The following is a 16,586-nucleotide window of genomic DNA, read 5'->3' as shown; positions in this document are numbered from 1 at the left end:
CCCGGCCGTCACGGGTGACGACTGTGCGGCGGGTACCGAACTCGTCGGTCCCGCCGCACAGTTGCGCCTCCGGCCGTCCTGCCGGTCAGTTGCCCGCCACGTCCTTCACCGCCACCGACACCGGCACGCTGCCGCCGATCAGTTCCAGCGTCAGCCCCGCCGTCGACGGCGTCTCCAGCAGCTCCGCCAGTACGGCCGCCACGTCGTCCCGCGTCACCGGCCCGCGCCCCGTCGAGGCGCCCAGCTGCACCAGCCCGGTGCCCGCGTCGTTCGTCAGTTGGCCGGGCCTCAGGACCGTCCAGTCCAGGCCGCTCCTGGCCCGTACGTCCGCGTCCGCCGCACCCTTGGCGCGCAGGTACACGTCGAAGACCTCGTCGCCCGGGTGCTCGGGGTCGGCGCCCATCGAGGACACCACCACGTAGCGGCGCACGCCCGCCCGTTCCGCCGCGTCGGCGAACTTGACGGCCGCGTCCCGGTCCACGGTGTCCTTGCGGCCGACCGTGCTGCCCGGACCCGCGCCCGCCGCGAAGACCGCCGCGGAGGCCCCTTGAAGGGCCGCCGCGACCTCCTCCACGGACGCCGACTCCAGGTCGAGGACGATCGGTTCGGCGCCCGCCGACCGCAGGTCCTCGCTCTGCTTGGCGTCGCGGATGATCCCCGCGACCTCGCCTCCGCGTGCGGCGAGCAGACGCTCCAGCCGCAACGCGATCTGACCGTGTCCACCAGCGATGACAGTGCGCATGCCTTCGACCGTACGCCCATGGCCCCGCTCCCGCTCAGAACGCCGCACACGCCCGGGAAACGTGTACGCCCGCTGTGTTCACGCCGTGGGTCTACGCCGTGGCCACGGGCTTCAGGCCCGCGATGTCCGCGAGGGAGAGTTTCATCTGCTCGTGGAGGAATCGCACCATGGTCCAGTGGGGGAGTGCGCCCTCGTCGAACGGCCCGAATTCGCGGCAGTACAGGGGAATCCAGCGCAGTGCCTCCTCCAGTGCCTGTTCGCGTCCCGGTTCTTCCTGGTAGTCCTCGTAGGCGATGCTGCGGTGCTCGATGAAGAACCGCCCGGGGAGTCGCTCCTCGCACAGTGCGCGGTACTCGCGGGTCTGGAGAATGAGGTAGTGCCAGATTTCGTCGATGTCCTGCTCGACCGGCAGAAAAAGACCGCTGAGTTGTTCTCGGTGCCGGGAGACGAGGTAGAGATAGCGCAGACATTCGGTGACCTGGCGCTCCACGAAGTCCTGAGGGAGGGCCGGTGTCTTTTCGTGAAAATACCGCACCACTTCGGTGTGCAGTGCTTCTCCCAGAAGGGATTTCAGGTCGTCGGGGGAGAGAGGGGAGGGAGGGGAGGGAAGGGAGACGTTGGAGGGGAGGGTGGGGGCGGGGGTGGTCATGGCACTCCGTTTCCTGGAGCGGGCGGTGAGGGAGAAAAGGGGTGCGGGGCCTCAGGAGGTGTCGTCGTCGGCCAGCCAGGCGTACTTCCCCGAGCGTCCGACGGGGATGTGGGTGCGATGCTCGATACGGCAGCGTCGTCCGGTCAGCTCGTCGATGCCCTGGCGCAGGGTCACCGCCTGGGCGGCGTCGACGGGCTCGCCGTCGAACGTGGTGTACCGCAAGGTGGCCTCCGTACCGCCGTGCAGTCGCAGCTGGTGGAGGAAGACCCGGTCGGAGGCGTCGCCGATGAGCCGGTCGAGGTCGCCCTGGGCGACGGGCCCGTGCGGCGTGCTCAGCAGCTCCTTCACCCGGCCGCAGAACTGGGTGATCGCTCCGGGGTCCGGGGAGCCGTCCTCGGTGCGGACGCAGTCGCCGGACCGGTAGCGGACCAGGGGCATGTACGGGTTGCGGATGCTGGTGACGATGAGCTGATGGATCGTGCTGCCGGGGGCCACGGGCAGGAGTTCCACGCTCATCCCGTCGAGGTGCGGCCGGTAGTCGCCTTCCCGGTCGCTGTAGTAGAGGTAGCCCAGCTCCGTGCTGCCGAAGAGGTCGATGACCGGGCAGTCGAAGTGCCGGTGCAGGAAGCGCCGTACGTTCACCGGTGTGTACTCGTAGGCGTGGATGATGCTGGCCGGTGCCGGGAAGGCGTCCCACAGGCCCCAGGCCGCGGCCTTGCGGATCAGATGCGCCAGGTGGTAGCCGGAGCAGTCGAGGTGGTACTGGCCCTTCGGGTGCCCGTGCCGCGCCCGGTCGATCTCGCCGAGCATCCGTGTGACGTCCTCGCGGTCCCACAGCGCCGGGTCGAGGCGGAGGTTCAGGTAGCAGGTGCGCTCGTCGAGCCAGCGGTCGTCCAGGGTGGGTACGGGGTCGGGCTCGACGCCCCGCCGGGCGGCGTTGACCCGCGCCACGTGCTCCGTCGCGAGCACCGTGGTCAAGGAGACCCGGCGGCAGCCCGACGCCCAGGTGCCCGCGATGTCGGGGTGGCCGCGCCACAGCGCGTAGTAGGAGCGGAGCAGGAAGTACGGCGGCCGGATGATCTGCATCCTGGCGTGGTTGGTGCCGGTGGACAGCACGAACTCCGCTTCGCCGGACTCCAGCGCCGCCGACAGCCGGGGCGTCATCCAGTTGTCGGGGAAGCCGCGTGCGATCTCCGGCTTGTCGAGCAGCGGGAAGTGGCCGTTGGCCAGGGACTCCTGGTAGAGGGGGATGTCGCGGACGTGCTCGATGACGTCGGCTGTCGGCCAGCTCTTCATTAATTCCTTCTCATGGAACGCATGGCTGAAGAAATATGGGTAAGAGAAGTCGAGCGCGGGACGCCCGGGAAACGTATCGGCGCGGGACGCCCGGGAACGTGCCGCGAAGGATGAGGAGCCTCTCGCGGAGCTGTTCCCGGGCGTCCTGCTACCGCCGATCAGGAGATACAGCCGGCTTTCGGTGCCGCGCTGATGCAGCCGCTCTTGGGGGCGGCACTGATGCAACCGCTCTTCGCCGCCTGCTGGGCCGAGTTGGCGGCAAGCCAATTCTGCCAGACCTGGTCCTGGGCCATCTTCTTGATGAGCTGTTCCATGGGTGCCTCCGGTGATGGTTCGGAAGGGTCACTTGTAGCGGGACAGGTAATGAATGAATTGCTTCCCGACCCGCTTCCGTGAATTTAGAAGCGTGATCGGAGAACTGTCAAGGAATGGCAAAGGGGTAACCCCTGGAAATGAGCCTCCCAGGGGTCGAATATGGCGTGAATCCAGTGCTTCGACGGTGTGCCGGAGTGCCCTCGCCGCCGACTCGGCTCCCCGTGTGACGTGGTCCGCAGCCGGTGTCCCGCCGCCCCCGGCTGCCGGGGGCGGAGCGCGGCGGCCGTCGTCGTTGATGAGAATGCTCTCCTCGTTACGGCCCCCGGCACTTCACGGAGGCAGACTGAGCCGATGCAGTGGCGCAGGATGGGGTCGGTACTGGCGGGTTGCGGGGCGGGCGCACTGGTGCTGCTGGTCGTGTGGCTCTGGCCCGGGCAGCCCGTGCCGCCCGCCCTGGGCCCCGCGGTGATCGTGCCGGTCAGGGCCTCGGTCCCGCCGAGCCCCACCCCGGCCCCGGCCCGCTCCGCCCCCACTCCGGCCACCCCCACTCCGGCCCCTCCGCCCGCCTCTCCCCGCCCGACCTGCACCGGTTCCGGCGGCCGGGCGGTACCGCCCGCACCCCCGCCCGCGGCCGGCCGTCAGGACGCCGACGACGCAACGGACGACGAGGAAGCGGACGACGAGTGGGACGACTGAGGCTCAGGCCGTCGGCCAGCGCACGGTCCCGGATCGTGGGCTGGATGCTCCTGCTGCTCGGCGGGGCGCTGGCCGTGCCCGTCTTCGGCATCACGATCTTCTGGCAGTCGGAACTGGACCGCGAGGTCGACGCGCAACTGCTCTCCGAGGCCGACAAGTTGCGTACGTTCGCCCGTACCGCACGCGATCCGTACACCGGCGAGCACTTCGCCTCGGCCGCCTCGCTGCTGACCGCGTTCATGGCGGTCCACCGCCCCGAGCACGACGCCGCCTTCTTCAGCGTCGTCGGCGGTCGGGTGGACCGGCGCAGCCCCGGCCCCCTCCCCGCCCGGCTGGACCGGGACCCGGCCGTGGTGGCCCTGATGGCGGCCGTGGCCGACACCCGTATCCGGTGGCTGGATTCCCCGGCGGGAAAGGTCCGTTACGGCGTCGTACCGGTGCAGGTGGCGGGAGACCCGGTCGACACCCGGCTCGTCCTGCTGGCCTTCCGGGACCAGCAGCTGCGGCAGGAGCGCCAGATGGCGCAGATGCTGCTGGCCTCGGGTGCCTTCGCCCTGGTGGTCGCGGGGCTGGCGAGCTGGCTGGTCGCGGGCAGGGTGCTGGCGCCGATCCGGCTGGGCCGCCAGACGGCCGAGCGGATCAGCGAGACGGACCTGGCCCAGCGGCTGACGGTGCGCGGAAGCGATGACGTGGCGGCGCTCGCGGAAACGTTCAACCACATGCTGGACCGGCTGTCGCACGCCTTCTCCGCCCAACGCCGGTTCCTGGACGAGGTGGCGCACGAACTGCGAACCCCCATCACCGTCGTCCGCGGACACCTGGAGCTGATGGACCGGGAACTGATGGACCGGGAGGCGGCCAAGGAGCGCGCGGGCAAAGAGCGCCCTGACAAGGAGCGCCCTGACAGGAACCCGACCGACCCGGACCCCGACATCCAGCACCACCACCAGACCCGTGCCCTGCTCCTCGACGAACTCGACCGGATGAGCCGGATCGTGGAGGACCTGCTGCTCCTGGCCCGTGCCGGGCGCCCCGGCTTCCTGACCCTCGGCCCGACCAGCCTGACCGACCTGGTGGTCGACGCGGCGGCCAAGGCGCAGGCGCTGGGCCCCCGGCACTGGAAGGTGTCCGAGGTCGCCGATGCCACCGTGCACCTGGACGGGCAGCGGGTGACCCAGGTCCTGATGCAGCTCGCCGCCAACGCGGTCAGCCACACCATGGCGGGCGACACCATCGAGATCGGGTCGCGGCTGCGGCGCGGTCGGGCGGTGCTGTGGGTGGCCGACACCGGGCCCGGTGTGGCCCCGGGGGACCGCGAGCGGATCTTCCACTGCTTCTACCAGGCAGGCACCAGCTACCCCGGCCGGACCGCCACCGGCATCGGCATCGGCCTCGCCCTGATCCGCGAGATCGCCCAGGCCCACCACGGCACCGCCCACGTCGAGGACGCCCCCGGGGGCGGCGCGCGATTCGTCATCGACCTTCCCGCCCACGCCCCCGCCCCCGCACTCGCACCGCACCTCACGACCGAAGGAAGCCATGGTGAGCAGGATTCTGATAGCCGAGGACGAGGCGCGAATAGCCGCCTTCGTCGAGAAGGGACTGCGCCGTAGCGGGTACGTCACCCGAGTCGTCGCCGATGGCATCTCCGCCTACGAACACGCGCGCGGCCGGGACTTCGACCTGCTGATCCTCGACCTCGGCCTGCCCGGCTACGACGGGCTGACCGTCCTGCGCAAGCTGCGTGACGCGCGTAGCACGCTGCCCGTGGTGATCCTCACCGCCCGGGACAGCGTCCGGGACGTGGTGGCCGGCCTGGAGGGCGGCGCCGACGACTACATGCCCAAGCCGTTCGCCTTCGACGAGCTGCTGGCCCGGGTACGGCTTCGGCTGCGCCGCGAGGAGCCGCCGGAGAACTTCCTGCTGCGGGTCGGCGATCTGCTGCTCGACCTCCGCACCCGCAGGGCCCGGGTGGGCGAGCGGGTCACCGACCTGTCCGCCCGCGAGTTCGCCCTCGCCGAGATCCTCATGCGCAACCCCGACCGGGTCCTGTCCCGTGAGCAACTTCTCAGCCAGGTATGGGGGTTCGACTACGACCCCGGCTCGAACATCGTCGACGTCTACATCCGCTACCTGCGGCGCAAGATCGGAGCCGAACGGGTCGAGACCGTGCGCGGCGTCGGCTACCGGCTCCGGGCCTGACCGGCCGCCCACAAGGGCAGACCCCGAACGCCCCACCCCCTCATGAGACTTGTCTCACAGCCGTCTCACCGTCAGCTCATCGCCCGCCCCGAGACTGGCGGCTGACGGGCAGTCACTCGTGCGACGCCCGTGAACGGCGCGCACGATCACCGCGGCCGCCGCCCGGGACACGGGCGGCGCCCGCAGCCGTACCGGAGCAGCCCAGAGGCGACCCCCCGGCTGCTCCACGGCGCGAGAAGCCGCCCGGCGCGACACCCCCGCCCCTTCCGCACGCCCGTACGCCCGCACATCCGTACGCCTGTCTGGAGGACATTTCCGTGCGACAACTCATCGACCACACCCGCACCTTCCGTTCCCGCTACCACGGAGCCGGGCGTAATCTCCAGGACTTCGCCGGCGGCCAGCGGCCCTCCGCCATGTTCATCACCTGCTCCGACTCGCGGGTGGTCCCCACCCTGCTGACCGGCAGCGGCCCCGGCGAGCTGTTCGAGCTGCGCACCGCGGGGAACATCGTTCCGGCGTACGACCCGGACGCCGCCACCAGCGAGATGGCGACGATCGAGTACGCCGTCTGCGTCCTTGAGGTGTCCGACATCATCCTCTGCGGGCACTCCCACTGCGGCGCCGTCGGAGCCCTGGCCCGGGGCGAGGACCTGGCGACCATGCCCGCGGTCCGCGGCTGGCTCGACCGGTCCACCCCCGCGGGCGGCGGCTTCCGCTCTCCCGAAGGCATCGAGGAGCCCGACGACTTCGGGCCCGACGTCGCACGCCCCGTACAGCGCCACGTGGTGGCACAGCTGGAGAAGCTGCGCGCCTACCCGTGCGTCAGCCAGGCCGCCGGCGAGGGCCGGCTCGGGCTGCACGCCTGGTACTACGAGGTCCACACCGGCGCCGTCCAGTCCCACCGGGTCTCCACCGGAACCTTCTCCTCCCTGTGACAGCGGCGTGCCGGTGCACGCACGGACAGCCCCGCCGCCACCCACCGCTCCTCCCCCCCCCCACGTCCCCCACCCCCCAGGAGCTGAAGTCCCCATGTCCCTGCCACGTCTCCCGTTACGCCCGGGTGCCCTGTCCGGCGGCACCCTCTCCGGCGGCACCCTGGCCCGTGATCTCCTCGCCTCCGTCGTGGTGTTCCTCGTCGCCGTACCCCTGTGCGTCGGCATCGCGGTCGCCTCCGGCGTCCCCGCCGAACTCGGCCTGGTCACCGGCATCGTCGGCGGACTGCTGGCCGGTGCGATGCCGGGCAGCTCGCTTCAGGTCAGCGGCCCGGCCGCAGGACTCACGGTCCTGGTGTACGAGGCCGTGACCACCCACGGCGTCTCCGCGCTCGGCATCCTCGTCCTGACCACGGGTCTGCTCCAGATCCTGCTCGGCGCGGTCGGCCTGGGCCGCTGGTTCCGCGCCATCTCGACCTCCGTCGTGCACGGCATGCTGGCCGGGATCGGCCTCGTCCTGATCTGCGGTCAGCTGTACGTCGTCGCGGGCGCCGACGCGCCGGGCAGCAGCATCGACAACCTGGCCGGGCTGCCCACCCTGCTCACCCGGTTCACGGACGGGGCCCAGGCCCTCTCCTCCACCGTGATCGGCGTCGCCACCATCGCCGTACTGATCCTCTGGAAGAGGCTTCCCGGACGCCTGCCCCAACTGCTCCCGGGACCCCTGGTCGCCGTGGGTCTGGCCACCGCCGCGGTGGCGGTCCTGAACCTGCCCGTCGCCACCATCACCGTCCGCGGCCTGCTCGACTCCCTGCGTCTGACCGGCATCGGCGACTTCGCGTTCCTGGCCGACCCCGGACTGCTGGGCGTCGTCCTGGCCTTCACCCTCATCGCCTCGGCCGAGTCGCTCTTCAGCGCCGCCGCCGTGGACCGGATGCACGACGGCCCGCGCACCCGCTACAACAAGGAACTCATCGCCCAGGGAGCCGGAAACACCGTGTGCGGCTTCCTCGGCGCACTGCCCATGACCGCCGTCATCGTGCGCAGCGCCGCCAACGTGCAGGCGGGGGCGCGCACCAAGGCGTCCCGGATCCTGCACGGCGTGTGGCTGCTGCTGTTCGCGGCCCTCTTCCCGGCCGTACTCGGCCTGGTCCCGGTGGCCGCGCTCGCCGGGGTGCTCATCCACGCCGGAGCCAAGCTCGTCCCCGTCGCGACCTTCCGCCCGCTCTGGCGCGAACACCGTGGTGAGGCCGTGGTGCTGGTGGTGACCGCGCTGGCCATCATCGTCACGGACATGTTCCTGGGCGTCCTGCTCGGCATCGGGCTGGCCGTGGTCAAGACCGCCTGGGAGACCTCCGCCGTCCGCCTGGACGTCCAGGAACACGACGACCGCACCACGGTCGCCCTCAGCGGCAGCGCCACCTTCCTGCGCCTGCCCCTGATCCTCGACACCCTGGAGGCCCAGCCCAAGGACCGCCCGGTCGAGCTCGACCTCTCCCGCCTGCGCCACCTGGACCACGCCTGCCGCACCGCCCTGGAGTCCTGGACCACCCACCAGGGCACCGCTTCCCGAGAACCCGCGAGCGCGGGATCCCCCGCCGGGAAGTAGCCCGGTCCGGCCACCCAGTCAGCCCCCACGGCCCCGCGGGGCGTCGGCGATCCCCCCCGGACACCGCCACCGCCGCACGCCCCGCACGCGCCCCCAGAGCGCCGTACCAGCGCCCCGCCCGCAGCTCAGGGACCCGTCTCCGCCCTTCCCTGGCGCGGCAGTTCGAGCTCCACGGCGGCCACCGTGTCGCAGTACTCGCGCACCGCACTGGTGCGCGCCACCACCCGCCCCCGGTGCACCACGATCCTGCTGTACGCCAGCGACAGCACGCCCGCCAGCCGCTCGCCCCGCACCGCCACCAGCTCCGCCGGGAACCCCGCCTCCAGCCGTACCTCCGGCAGCCCCATCGCCTCCCGCGCCGTCGCCGCCACCGTGTCGTACGCGTCCGGGGCACGCATCCCGCTCTGCGAAGCCAGCAGGTACGCCGCCTCCAGCGGGTCGCCGCGCCCCACCGGGTTCGCCACGTCCCGCAGTGCCCCGCTGCCCGCCGCGAGCCGCACCCCGGCCGCCCGCAGCAGCCGCACCGGAGCCACCCCGCGCGCCTCCACCCCGCCGCAGCCGCCCTGCGGCTGGCACACCACGCTCACCCCGGCGGCGGCCAGCTGGTCCGCCGCCCGCGTCGCCACCTCAAGGGGCAGCCGGGACAGTCCGCCGCACGGACCGATCGCCACCCCCGGACGCAGCCCGCCCGCCATCGCGGCCAGCCGCGCCAGCCGCGCCGGATCGTCACCCTCCGTGTGCAGATCCACGGGGCAGCCCTGCTCGGCGGCCACCTCCAGCACCCGCTCCACGTACCCGGCCGGATCGGGGTCCAGGTCCGGGCAGCCGCCCACCACGGAAGCGCCCATCTTCACGGCGTCCCGCAGCATCGCGAGCCCGTCCGCCCCGGCCACCCCCGTCAGCAGCCGGGGCACCGCCACCGCCGACAGGTCCAGCAGCCCGCGCAGCGACCGCCGGGCCTGGAGCACCGCCTCCATCGGCCCGAGCCCCTGGACGTCCCCGATCCGCACGTGGGAGCGCAGCGCCGTCGCCCCGTGCCCGAGCTGGAGCAGCGCGGCCTGTGTGGTGCGCCGCTGCACGTCCTCCCGTGCGTACGAGACCGGGCCGCCCTCGTCGGCCGTCAGGGCGGTGGCGCTGTGTGCGTGCGGCTCCGCGGGGGCGGGCAGCAGCAGGAAGCCCGAGAGGTCCACCCGGGAGGCCGTCCGCGCGGGGAGGCTGCCCGCCGTGCCGACCGCCTCGATGCGGCCCTCGCTGAGCCGCACGTCGACCGTGCGGCCGTCGGTGAGCCGGGCGCCGCTCAGCAGGAGGGCGGTGGTGCTCTCCTCGGCCCCGGAGTTCCCCGGCCTGCGGGACGGCTGCGGCTGGCTGTCGGACATCGCGCTCCTGGCGGGGGCTCGGGCGGAGAGGGGCGCATCGCCGGGGCGGCCGACGCCCAAGATCACGCAGCGTGCGATCGAGCCTAGGGGGCCCCGTTCGGGCCTTCGAGGAAGAGCGGAATAGTCGTACCGGAGTGACCTCCGGTGGCCTACGTGACGGGTGATGGGAACCCGTCGGAGAGGGCGTCGGGGAGGGCCCTGGATATGGATTTGGGGGATCGGCGCAGACCCGTGTAATGTCTTCATCGCTCGCCCCAATAGCTCAGTCGGTAGAGCGTCTCCATGGTAAGGAGAAGGTCTGCGGTTCGATTCCGCATTGGGGCTCTGGTGTTCGGAGATCCTCCCCCTCGGGGGAGGTGATCCAGACATCAAAGCGGTGTAGCTCAGTCGGTAGAGCAAGCGGCTCATAATCGCTGTGTCACCGGTTCAAGTCCGGTCACCGCTACGCGCAGTAGCCGATTGCAGGGTCGGTCCTCCGATCGGCTACTCTTTTTTGCGTTCATCCGTACATCCGTCCGTCCAAGGAGCACTCACGTGGCTGCCACCGACGTCCGCCCGAAGATCACGCTGGCCTGCGTGGAGTGCAAGGAGCGGAACTACATCACCAAGAAGAACCGGCGTAACAACCCGGACCGCATGGAGATGAAGAAGCACTGCCCGCGTTGCAACTCGCACACGGCGCACCGCGAAACGCGCTAAGCACAGGCTCGTACACGAGGCCGTCCCCGAATTCTGGGGGCGGCCTCGTGTCGTATGTCACGACGATTCACGTCACTCGGATCACTCAGATCACCCAGCAGATCACCTAGATCACTCAGTTCACTCAGTTCACTCAGGTCACGACGATTCACAGGAGGTACGAGTTCCATGGCGCTCGACCAGTCCTTCGTGGGGCGGTCCTATCCGCCCACCTCGGCGTACGAGGTCGGCCGGGAGAAGATCCGCGAGTTCGCCGAGGCCATCGGCGACGGCAATCCCGCGTACACCGATCAGGAAGCCGCCAAGGCACTCGGGCACCCCGATGTGATCGCCCCGCCGACTTTCGTGTTCGCGATCACCTTCAAGGCCGCGGGCCTGGTCATCGAGGACCCGCAGCTCGGCCTCGACTACAACCGGGTGGTGCACGGCGACCAGAAGTTCGTCTACACCCGCCCGGTGCGCGCGGGGGACCGCCTGTCGGTCACCTCGACCATCGAAGCGATTCGGTCGATGGCCGGGAACGACATCCTGGACATCCGTGGCGAGGTCCACGACGAGAGCGGTGAGCACGTCGTGACCGCCTGGACGAAGCTGGTGGCGCGCGCCGCCGCCGAGGAGGCGTGAGATGACTGCCACAGTGCGTTACGCGGACGTCGAGGTCGGCACCGAGCTGCCCGCCCAGTCCTTCCCCGTGACCCGCGCCACGCTCGTGCGGTACGCGGGCGCCTCCGGCGACTTCAACCCGATCCACTGGAACGAGAAGTTCGCGGTCGAGGTCGGCCTCCCCGACGTCATCGCGCACGGCATGTTCACCATGGCCGAGGCGATCCGCGTGGTCACCGACTGGGCCGTCGACCCGGCCGCCGTCGTCGAGTACGGCGTGCGCTTCACCAAGCCCGTCGTCGTCCCCAACGACGACGAGGGCGCCCTGATCGAGGTCACCGGCAAGGTCGCCGTCCTCCTCGACGACAACAAGGTCCGCGTGGACCTCGTCGCCATGAGCGCCGGCCAGAAGGTGCTGGGCATGTCCCGCGCCGTGGTCCAGCTCGGCTGAGCGACGACCGTACGGAGAGTAAGGGGCGGCCTCCCGGAGGCCGCCCCTTACTTCGTGCCCGCGCGGAGGCCCTCCCCGGCTCTCGTACGCTGGACCCCGTGCAGGAACTCCACGATGCCCCCCTCGCCCCCCTGACCACCTTCCGCCTCGGCGGCCCCGCGACCCGGCTGGTCACGGCCACCACAGACGACGAGGTGATCGCCGTTGTCCGGGAGGCCGACGCCTCCGGCACCCCGCTGCTGATCGTCGGCGGCGGCAGCAACCTGGTCATCGGCGACGAGGGCTTCGACGGCACCGCCCTGCGCATCGCCACCAGGGGCTTCCGCCTCGACGGTACGAAGCTGGAGCTGGCCGCCGGCGAGGTCTGGACGGACGCCGTCGCGCGCACCGTCGAAGCGGGCCTCGCGGGCGTCGAATGCCTCGCCGGGATCCCCGGCTCCGCCGGTGCGACCCCGATCCAGAACGTCGGCGCGTACGGCCAGGACGTCTCCAGCACCCTCACCGAGGTCGACGCCTACGACCGCCGCACCGGCGAGCGTGTCACCCTCACCAACGCCGAGTGCGCCTTCTCGTACCGCCACAGCCGGTTCAAGGAGGACCCGGAGCGCTACGTGGTGCTGCGGGTCCGCTTCGAGCTGGAGGACGCGGGCGGCCTCTCCGCGCCGATCAAGTACCCGGAGACCGCGCGCACGCTGGGCGTCGAGGCGGGGGACCGGGTGCCCGCCTCCGTCGCACGCGAGACGGTGCTCGGGCTGCGGGCCGGCAAGGGCATGGTGCTGGACCCCGAGGACCACGACACCTGGTCGGCGGGCTCCTTCTTCACCAACCCGATCCTGGACGACGCCCGGTTCGCCGACTTCCTCGCGCGCGTCCACGACCGGCTCGGCCCCGACACCGCCCCGCCCGCCTTCCCGGCGGGGGAGGGGCTGACCAAGACCTCGGCGGCCTGGCTGATCGACCGCGCGGGCTTCACCAAGGGATACGGCGAGGGGCCCGCCCGCATCTCCACCAAGCACGCCCTCGCCCTCACCAACCGGGGCCACGCCACCACCGAGGACCTCCTGGCCCTGGCCCGAGAGGTCGTCGCGGGCGTCCGGGACGTCTTCGGCGTGACCCTCGTCAACGAGCCCGTGACGGTCAACTGCGCCCTCTGAGCGACCCGGTTCAGTACGCCACCCCGACGCCCTGCCGCACCGTCGCCGGGTCGTCCAGCGCCGCCAGCATCGCGTGGGCCACGTCGGACCGCGCGATCTTGCGTCCACTGCGCGGGGTCCCGCCGACGACCGTGCGGTACGTGCCGGTCAGCGGCGCGTCCACCAGCTTGGGCGGCCGTACGGACGTCCAGTCGGTCCCGGAGCGCAGCAGGTCGGCCTCCATGACGCGCAGGTCGTCGTAGATCTTCCTGAGCACCGCGCTGACTCCGGCCCCGATCACCCGGTCCACCAGCGGCTGGTTCGCCGGAGGGGGACCGACAGGTGCCGCACTGACCACGACCAGCCGCCGCACCTCCTCGGCCTCCATCGCCGCCAGCACCAGACGGGTCAGCCGGTGCGTGATCCCCGCGTCCTTCATCGACCGCGCACCCAGCCCGGAGAGGACCGCGTCCCGTCCCGCCACCGCCTTGCGCACCTGCTCGGGCTCGGTCAGCGAGGCCGCGAGCACCTCCAGCCGCTGGCCGGTCACCGGCAGTTTCGACGGGTCCCGCACGACCGCCGTGACCTGGTGCCCCGCGGCCAGCGCCTGCCGGACGATCTCCTGCCCGATGCCGCCTGTGGCACCGAATACCGTGAGCCTCATCGCACAACCTCCCCAAGGTGGGTGAGCGTTCACTCACCCTTCCTCTAGAGTGGGTGAGCATTCACTCACCCGTCAACCCCCGACCGCCCCCGATCCCGCCGGAGTCCCCATGCAGAAGCCCACCCGAGAGCGCATCCTCGACGCCGCCCACGAGCTGATGCGCACGCTCGGACTCGCCCGCGCCACCACCAAGGAGATCGCCCGCGCGGCGGGCTGCTCGGAGGCCGCCCTCTACAAGCACTTCACGAGCAAGGAAGACCTCTTCGTCGCCGTGCTCAGCGAACGCCTGCCCCGGCTCACCCCACTGCTGTTCCGCCTCGTCGCCGACCCCGGCGCGCGCACGGTCGAGGAGAACCTCATCGAGATCGCCCGCCAGGCCGTCCTCTTCTACGAGGAGAGCTTCCCGATCGCCGCCTCGCTCTACGCCGAGACCAAGCTCAAGGCCCGCCACGACTCCGCGATGCGGGACATGGGGCTGGGCCCCCACACGCCCATCGAGGGCCTGGACGCCTATCTGCGCGTCGAACTCGCCACGGGGCGGATCGCACCCGACGCCGACACCTTCGCGGCCGCCTCGCTGCTCCTGGGCGCCTGCGCGCAGCGCGCCTTCGCGTACGACTCCGCAGGTGAGATCGGCAAGAAGCCGCCGCAGGACGTCGACGGCTTCGCCGCGTCCCTGGCCCGCACCCTCCTGAAGGGCATCGACCTGACGGGCATCGACCCGAAGGGCATCGACGGCTAGTTCACGACGCCAGCCACGCGTCGATCCCGCCGAGCAGCTTGTCCTGCACGTCGACCGGCGCGGCCGACCCGCGCACCGACTGCCGCGCCAGCTCCGCCAGTTCCGCGTCGGTGAAGCCGTGGTGCTCCCGCGCCAGCTCGTACTGCGCCGCCAGCCGCGACCCGAACAGCAGCGGGTCGTCCGCCCCCAGCGCCATCGGCACGCCCGCCTCGAAGAGGGTGCGCAGCGGCACGTCCTCGGGCTTCTCGTACACCCCGAGCGCGACGTTCGACGCCGGGCACACCTCGCACGTGATCCCCCGGTCGGCGAGCCGCTTCAGCAGCCGGGGGTCCTCCGCCGCCCGCACGCCGTGCCCGATCCGCGAGGCGTGCAGATCGTCCAGGCAGTCCCGTACGGACGAAGGGCCGGTCAGCTCACCGCCGTGCGGTGCGGCGAGCAGCCCGCCCTCGCGCGCGATGGCGAAGGCCCGGTCGAAGTCCCGCGCCATCCCCCGGCGTTCGTCGTTCGACAGCCCGAAGCCGACGATCCCCCGGTCCGCGTACCGCACCGCCAGCCGCGCCAGCGTGCGCGCGTCCAGCGGATGCTTCATCCGGTTCGCCGCGACGAGCACCCGCATCCCGAGTCCGGTCTCCCTGGACGCGCTGTCGACCGCGTCGAGGATGACCTCCAGCGCCGGAATCAGACCGCCGAGCAGTGGCGCGTACGACGTCGGGTCGACCTGGATCTCCAGCCACCCCGACCCGTCCTTCACATCCTCCTCGGCGGCCTCGCGCACCAGCCGCTGGATGTCCTCGGGCGTGCGCAGACAGGACCGCGCCGCGTCGTACAGCCGCTGGAAGCGGAACCAGCCCCGCTCGTCGGTCGCCCGCAGTTTCGGCGGCTCACCGCTGGTCAGCGCCTCGGGAAGATGCACACCGTGCCGGTCGGCCAGGTCGAGGAGGGTCGAGGGCCGCATCGAGCCGGTGAAGTGCAGGTGCAGATGAGCCTTGGGAAGCAGAGACAGATCACGTACACGCGGGGGGTTCGGGGGGTTTCCCCCTGAAAGAACACGCATCCCCGGATCTTGCCGCACGCGCGACGCGCCCGGAAGCGGCTTTTCCCCAACGGGTGCGCCCCCGAACGCAGAAACGGTCCTCCGGCCAGGGGGGCCGGAGGACCGTCAGAGCGTCACGCCACGCGCACGACGCGTCGCGCGCCACCGTCAGTCGCGCGCCTCCGCCAGGAGCTTCTGAACGCGCGAGATGCCCTCGACGAGGTCCTCGTCGCCCAGCGCGTACGAAAGCCGCACGTAACCGGGGGTGCCGAAAGCCTCGCCCGGAACGACCGCGACCTCCACCTCCTCCAGGATCAGCGCGGCCAGCTCGACCGAGGTCTGCGGGCGCTTGCCGCGGATCTCCTTGCCGAGCAGCCCCTTCACCGACGGGTACACGTAGAACGCGCCCTCCGGCGTCGGGCAGACCACTCCGTCGATCTCGCTGAGCATCCGCACGATCGTCTTGCGACGGCGGTCGAAGGCGGTCTTCATCTCCTCGACCGCGTCCAGCGGCCCGGAGACGGCGGCCAGCGCCGCGACCTGCGCCACGTTGGAGACGTTGGAGGTGGCGTGCGACTGGAGGTTCGTCGCGGCCTTCACGACGTCCTTCGGACCGATGATCCAGCCGACCCGCCAGCCGGTCATCGCATACGTCTTCGCCACGCCGTTGACCACGATGCACTTGTCGCGCAGCTCGGGCACGATCGCGGGCAGCGAGGTGAACTGCGCGTCGCCGTAGACCAGGTGCTCGTAGATCTCGTCGGTGAGGACCCACAGGCCCTTCTCGTGCGCCCAGCGGCCGATCGCCTCGGCGTCCGCCTCGCTGTAGACCGCGCCGGTCGGGTTCGACGGGGAGACGAAGAGCACGACCTTCGTACGCTCCGTGCGCGCCGCCTCCAGCTGCTCGACGGAGACCCGGTAGCCGGTCGTCTCGTCGGCCACGACCTCCACCGGGACACCGCCCGCGAGCCGGATCGACTCGGGGTACGTCGTCCAGTACGGGGCCGGGACGATGACCTCGTCGCCCGGGTCGAGGATCGCGGCGAACGCCTCGTAGATGGCCTGCTTGCCGCCGTTGGTGACCAGCACCTGGGAGGCGTCGACCTCGTAACCGGAGTCGCGCAGCGTCTTCGCGGCGATCGCGTTCTTCAGCTCGGGGAGCCCGCCCGCCGGGGTGTAGCGGTGGTACTTCGGGTTCGAGCAAGCCTCGATCGCGGCCTGGACGATGTAGTCCGGCGTCGGGAAGTCGGGCTCGCCCGCGCCGAAGCCGATCACCGGTCGCCCGGCGGCCTTGAGGGCCTTCGCCTTCGCGTCCACGGCAAGGGTGGCGGACTCGGAAATGGCACCGATGCGGGCGGAGACCCGGCGCTCGGTCGGAGGGGTAGCAGCGCTCATGGAGCCCATCGTCCCAGACCCCCGGACCCCTTCGTACAGGGGTTTC

18 protein-coding genes and 2 tRNA genes are annotated in these 16,586 nt (G+C 71.3%); 12 read left to right on the top strand and 8 right to left on the bottom strand.

Translation table 11 applies throughout. The annotated features are described in order from the left end of the window. Positions 1-85: 85 nt before the first annotated feature. The 4 genes from OG897_RS25890 to OG897_RS25875 all read right to left on the bottom strand — a co-directional run bounded on the left by OG897_RS25890 (position 86) and on the right by OG897_RS25875 (position 3,001). Positions 86-742, bottom strand: a complete 657-nt coding sequence (locus OG897_RS25890; RefSeq protein ID WP_266659815.1) for an SDR family oxidoreductase — start codon at positions 740-742, stop codon at positions 86-88. 91 nt (positions 743-833) lie between these two features. Further along, positions 834-1,391, bottom strand: coding sequence for a hypothetical protein (locus tag OG897_RS25885; protein WP_266659813.1), 558 nt, complete (start codon positions 1,389-1,391; stop codon positions 834-836). Positions 1,392-1,442: 51 nt separating this feature from the next. Further along, positions 1,443-2,687 (bottom strand): hypothetical protein, encoded by a 1,245-nt coding sequence (locus OG897_RS25880; RefSeq protein WP_266659811.1) that lies wholly within the window; start codon positions 2,685-2,687, stop codon positions 1,443-1,445. A gap of 158 nt (positions 2,688-2,845) precedes the next feature. Next, a complete protein-coding gene (locus OG897_RS25875; RefSeq protein WP_266659809.1) occupies positions 2,846-3,001 on the bottom strand; it encodes a hypothetical protein in 156 nt (51 codons plus the stop codon). A gap of 352 nt (positions 3,002-3,353) precedes the next feature. Here OG897_RS25875 and OG897_RS25870 point away from each other — a divergent pair, with 352 nt between their 5' ends. The 5 genes from OG897_RS25870 to OG897_RS25850 all read left to right on the top strand — a co-directional run bounded on the left by OG897_RS25870 (position 3,354) and on the right by OG897_RS25850 (position 8,444). Continuing rightward, a complete protein-coding gene (locus OG897_RS25870) occupies positions 3,354-3,698 on the top strand; it encodes a hypothetical protein (RefSeq protein ID WP_266659807.1) in 345 nt (114 codons plus the stop codon). A gap of 44 nt (positions 3,699-3,742) precedes the next feature. Continuing rightward, positions 3,743-5,311: a cell wall metabolism sensor histidine kinase WalK gene (locus tag OG897_RS25865; RefSeq protein ID WP_266660496.1), complete on the top strand. Its 1,569-nt coding sequence runs from the start codon at positions 3,743-3,745 to the stop codon at positions 5,309-5,311. Beyond that, positions 5,241-5,900 carry a response regulator transcription factor gene (locus OG897_RS25860; RefSeq protein WP_266660494.1) on the top strand — a complete coding sequence of 220 codons (660 nt, stop codon included), beginning with the start codon at positions 5,241-5,243 and terminating at the stop codon, positions 5,898-5,900. Before OG897_RS25865 ends, OG897_RS25860 begins: the two co-directional genes overlap by 71 nt. Before the next feature lie 317 nt (positions 5,901-6,217). Next, positions 6,218-6,838, top strand: a complete 621-nt coding sequence (locus tag OG897_RS25855) for a carbonic anhydrase (RefSeq protein WP_266659806.1) — start codon at positions 6,218-6,220, stop codon at positions 6,836-6,838. Between the two features lie 94 nt (positions 6,839-6,932). Further along, positions 6,933-8,444: a SulP family inorganic anion transporter gene (locus tag OG897_RS25850; protein WP_266659804.1), complete on the top strand. Its 1,512-nt coding sequence runs from the start codon at positions 6,933-6,935 to the stop codon at positions 8,442-8,444. A 125-nt stretch (positions 8,445-8,569) separates the two neighbouring features. Here OG897_RS25850 and OG897_RS25845 read toward each other — a convergent pair whose 3' ends face one another. After that, positions 8,570-9,820 (bottom strand): amidohydrolase family protein, encoded by a 1,251-nt coding sequence (locus OG897_RS25845; RefSeq protein ID WP_266659802.1) that lies wholly within the window; start codon positions 9,818-9,820, stop codon positions 8,570-8,572. A gap of 251 nt (positions 9,821-10,071) precedes the next feature. Here OG897_RS25845 and OG897_RS25840 point away from each other — a divergent pair. From OG897_RS25840 to OG897_RS25815, 6 genes are all read left to right on the top strand, one after another. Beyond that, positions 10,072-10,144: transfer RNA gene (locus tag OG897_RS25840), tRNA-Thr, on the top strand. A 48-nt stretch (positions 10,145-10,192) separates the two neighbouring features. Next, a tRNA-Met gene (locus OG897_RS25835) sits at positions 10,193-10,265 on the top strand. An 89-nt stretch (positions 10,266-10,354) separates the two neighbouring features. Then, positions 10,355-10,519 carry a 50S ribosomal protein L33 gene (gene rpmG / locus OG897_RS25830; RefSeq protein ID WP_007265873.1) on the top strand — a complete coding sequence of 55 codons (165 nt, stop codon included), beginning with the start codon at positions 10,355-10,357 and terminating at the stop codon, positions 10,517-10,519. A 168-nt stretch (positions 10,520-10,687) separates the two neighbouring features. Then, on the top strand, positions 10,688-11,143 hold the full coding sequence (locus OG897_RS25825; protein WP_266659800.1) for a MaoC family dehydratase N-terminal domain-containing protein: 456 nt from the start codon (positions 10,688-10,690) through the stop codon (positions 11,141-11,143). Position 11,144: 1 nt separating this feature from the next. Then, a complete protein-coding gene (locus tag OG897_RS25820) occupies positions 11,145-11,573 on the top strand; it encodes a MaoC family dehydratase (protein ID WP_266659798.1) in 429 nt (142 codons plus the stop codon). Positions 11,574-11,671: 98 nt separating this feature from the next. Next, positions 11,672-12,727 (top strand): UDP-N-acetylmuramate dehydrogenase, encoded by a 1,056-nt coding sequence (locus OG897_RS25815; protein WP_266659796.1) that lies wholly within the window; start codon positions 11,672-11,674, stop codon positions 12,725-12,727. Positions 12,728-12,737: 10 nt separating this feature from the next. On the opposite strand, the gene OG897_RS25810 is transcribed toward OG897_RS25815, so the two are convergent. After that, positions 12,738-13,370 (bottom strand): NAD(P)-dependent oxidoreductase, encoded by a 633-nt coding sequence (locus tag OG897_RS25810; protein ID WP_266659794.1) that lies wholly within the window; start codon positions 13,368-13,370, stop codon positions 12,738-12,740. 109 nt (positions 13,371-13,479) lie between these two features. Here OG897_RS25810 and OG897_RS25805 point away from each other — a divergent pair, with 109 nt between their 5' ends. Then, positions 13,480-14,112, top strand: coding sequence for a TetR/AcrR family transcriptional regulator (locus tag OG897_RS25805; protein ID WP_266659792.1), 633 nt, complete (start codon positions 13,480-13,482; stop codon positions 14,110-14,112). A gap of 1 nt (position 14,113) precedes the next feature. Here the strand turns inward: OG897_RS25805 and OG897_RS25800 are convergent, their stop codons facing one another. Continuing rightward, a complete protein-coding gene (locus OG897_RS25800) occupies positions 14,114-15,166 on the bottom strand; it encodes an adenosine deaminase (RefSeq protein ID WP_266659790.1) in 1,053 nt (350 codons plus the stop codon). 147 nt (positions 15,167-15,313) lie between these two features. Beyond that, positions 15,314-16,540, bottom strand: coding sequence for a pyridoxal phosphate-dependent aminotransferase (locus OG897_RS25795; protein WP_266659788.1), 1,227 nt, complete (start codon positions 16,538-16,540; stop codon positions 15,314-15,316). Positions 16,541-16,586 lie beyond the last annotated feature (46 nt).

Source organism: Streptomyces sp. NBC_00237, assembly GCF_026342435.1.
Taxonomy (GTDB): Bacteria; Actinomycetota; Actinomycetes; order Streptomycetales; family Streptomycetaceae; genus Streptomyces.
Note: the sequence above shows the minus strand (reverse complement) of the source record. Positions and strands in the feature narration are given on the sequence as shown.

Coding starts and splice junctions, on each gene's coding strand:
- OG897_RS25805 (WP_266659792.1), top strand. CDS start 13,480: ATGCAGAAGCCCACCCGAGAGCGCATCCTCGACGCCGCCCACGAGCTG.
- OG897_RS25850 (WP_266659804.1), top strand. CDS start 6,933: ATGTCCCTGCCACGTCTCCCGTTACGCCCGGGTGCCCTGTCCGGCGGC.
- OG897_RS25890 (WP_266659815.1), bottom strand. CDS start 742: ATGCGCACTGTCATCGCTGGTGGACACGGTCAGATCGCGTTGCGGCTG.
- OG897_RS25810 (WP_266659794.1), bottom strand. CDS start 13,370: ATGAGGCTCACGGTATTCGGTGCCACAGGCGGCATCGGGCAGGAGATC.
- OG897_RS25800 (WP_266659790.1), bottom strand. CDS start 15,166: ATGCGTGTTCTTTCAGGGGGAAACCCCCCGAACCCCCCGCGTGTACGT.
- OG897_RS25875 (WP_266659809.1), bottom strand. CDS start 3,001: ATGGAACAGCTCATCAAGAAGATGGCCCAGGACCAGGTCTGGCAGAAT.
- OG897_RS25865 (WP_266660496.1), top strand. CDS start 3,743: ATGCTCCTGCTGCTCGGCGGGGCGCTGGCCGTGCCCGTCTTCGGCATC.
- OG897_RS25870 (WP_266659807.1), top strand. CDS start 3,354: ATGCAGTGGCGCAGGATGGGGTCGGTACTGGCGGGTTGCGGGGCGGGC.
- OG897_RS25820 (WP_266659798.1), top strand. CDS start 11,145: ATGACTGCCACAGTGCGTTACGCGGACGTCGAGGTCGGCACCGAGCTG.
- OG897_RS25825 (WP_266659800.1), top strand. CDS start 10,688: ATGGCGCTCGACCAGTCCTTCGTGGGGCGGTCCTATCCGCCCACCTCG.
- OG897_RS25795 (WP_266659788.1), bottom strand. CDS start 16,540: ATGAGCGCTGCTACCCCTCCGACCGAGCGCCGGGTCTCCGCCCGCATC.
- OG897_RS25880 (WP_266659811.1), bottom strand. CDS start 2,687: ATGAAGAGCTGGCCGACAGCCGACGTCATCGAGCACGTCCGCGACATC.
- OG897_RS25885 (WP_266659813.1), bottom strand. CDS start 1,391: ATGACCACCCCCGCCCCCACCCTCCCCTCCAACGTCTCCCTTCCCTCC.
- OG897_RS25845 (WP_266659802.1), bottom strand. CDS start 9,820: ATGTCCGACAGCCAGCCGCAGCCGTCCCGCAGGCCGGGGAACTCCGGG.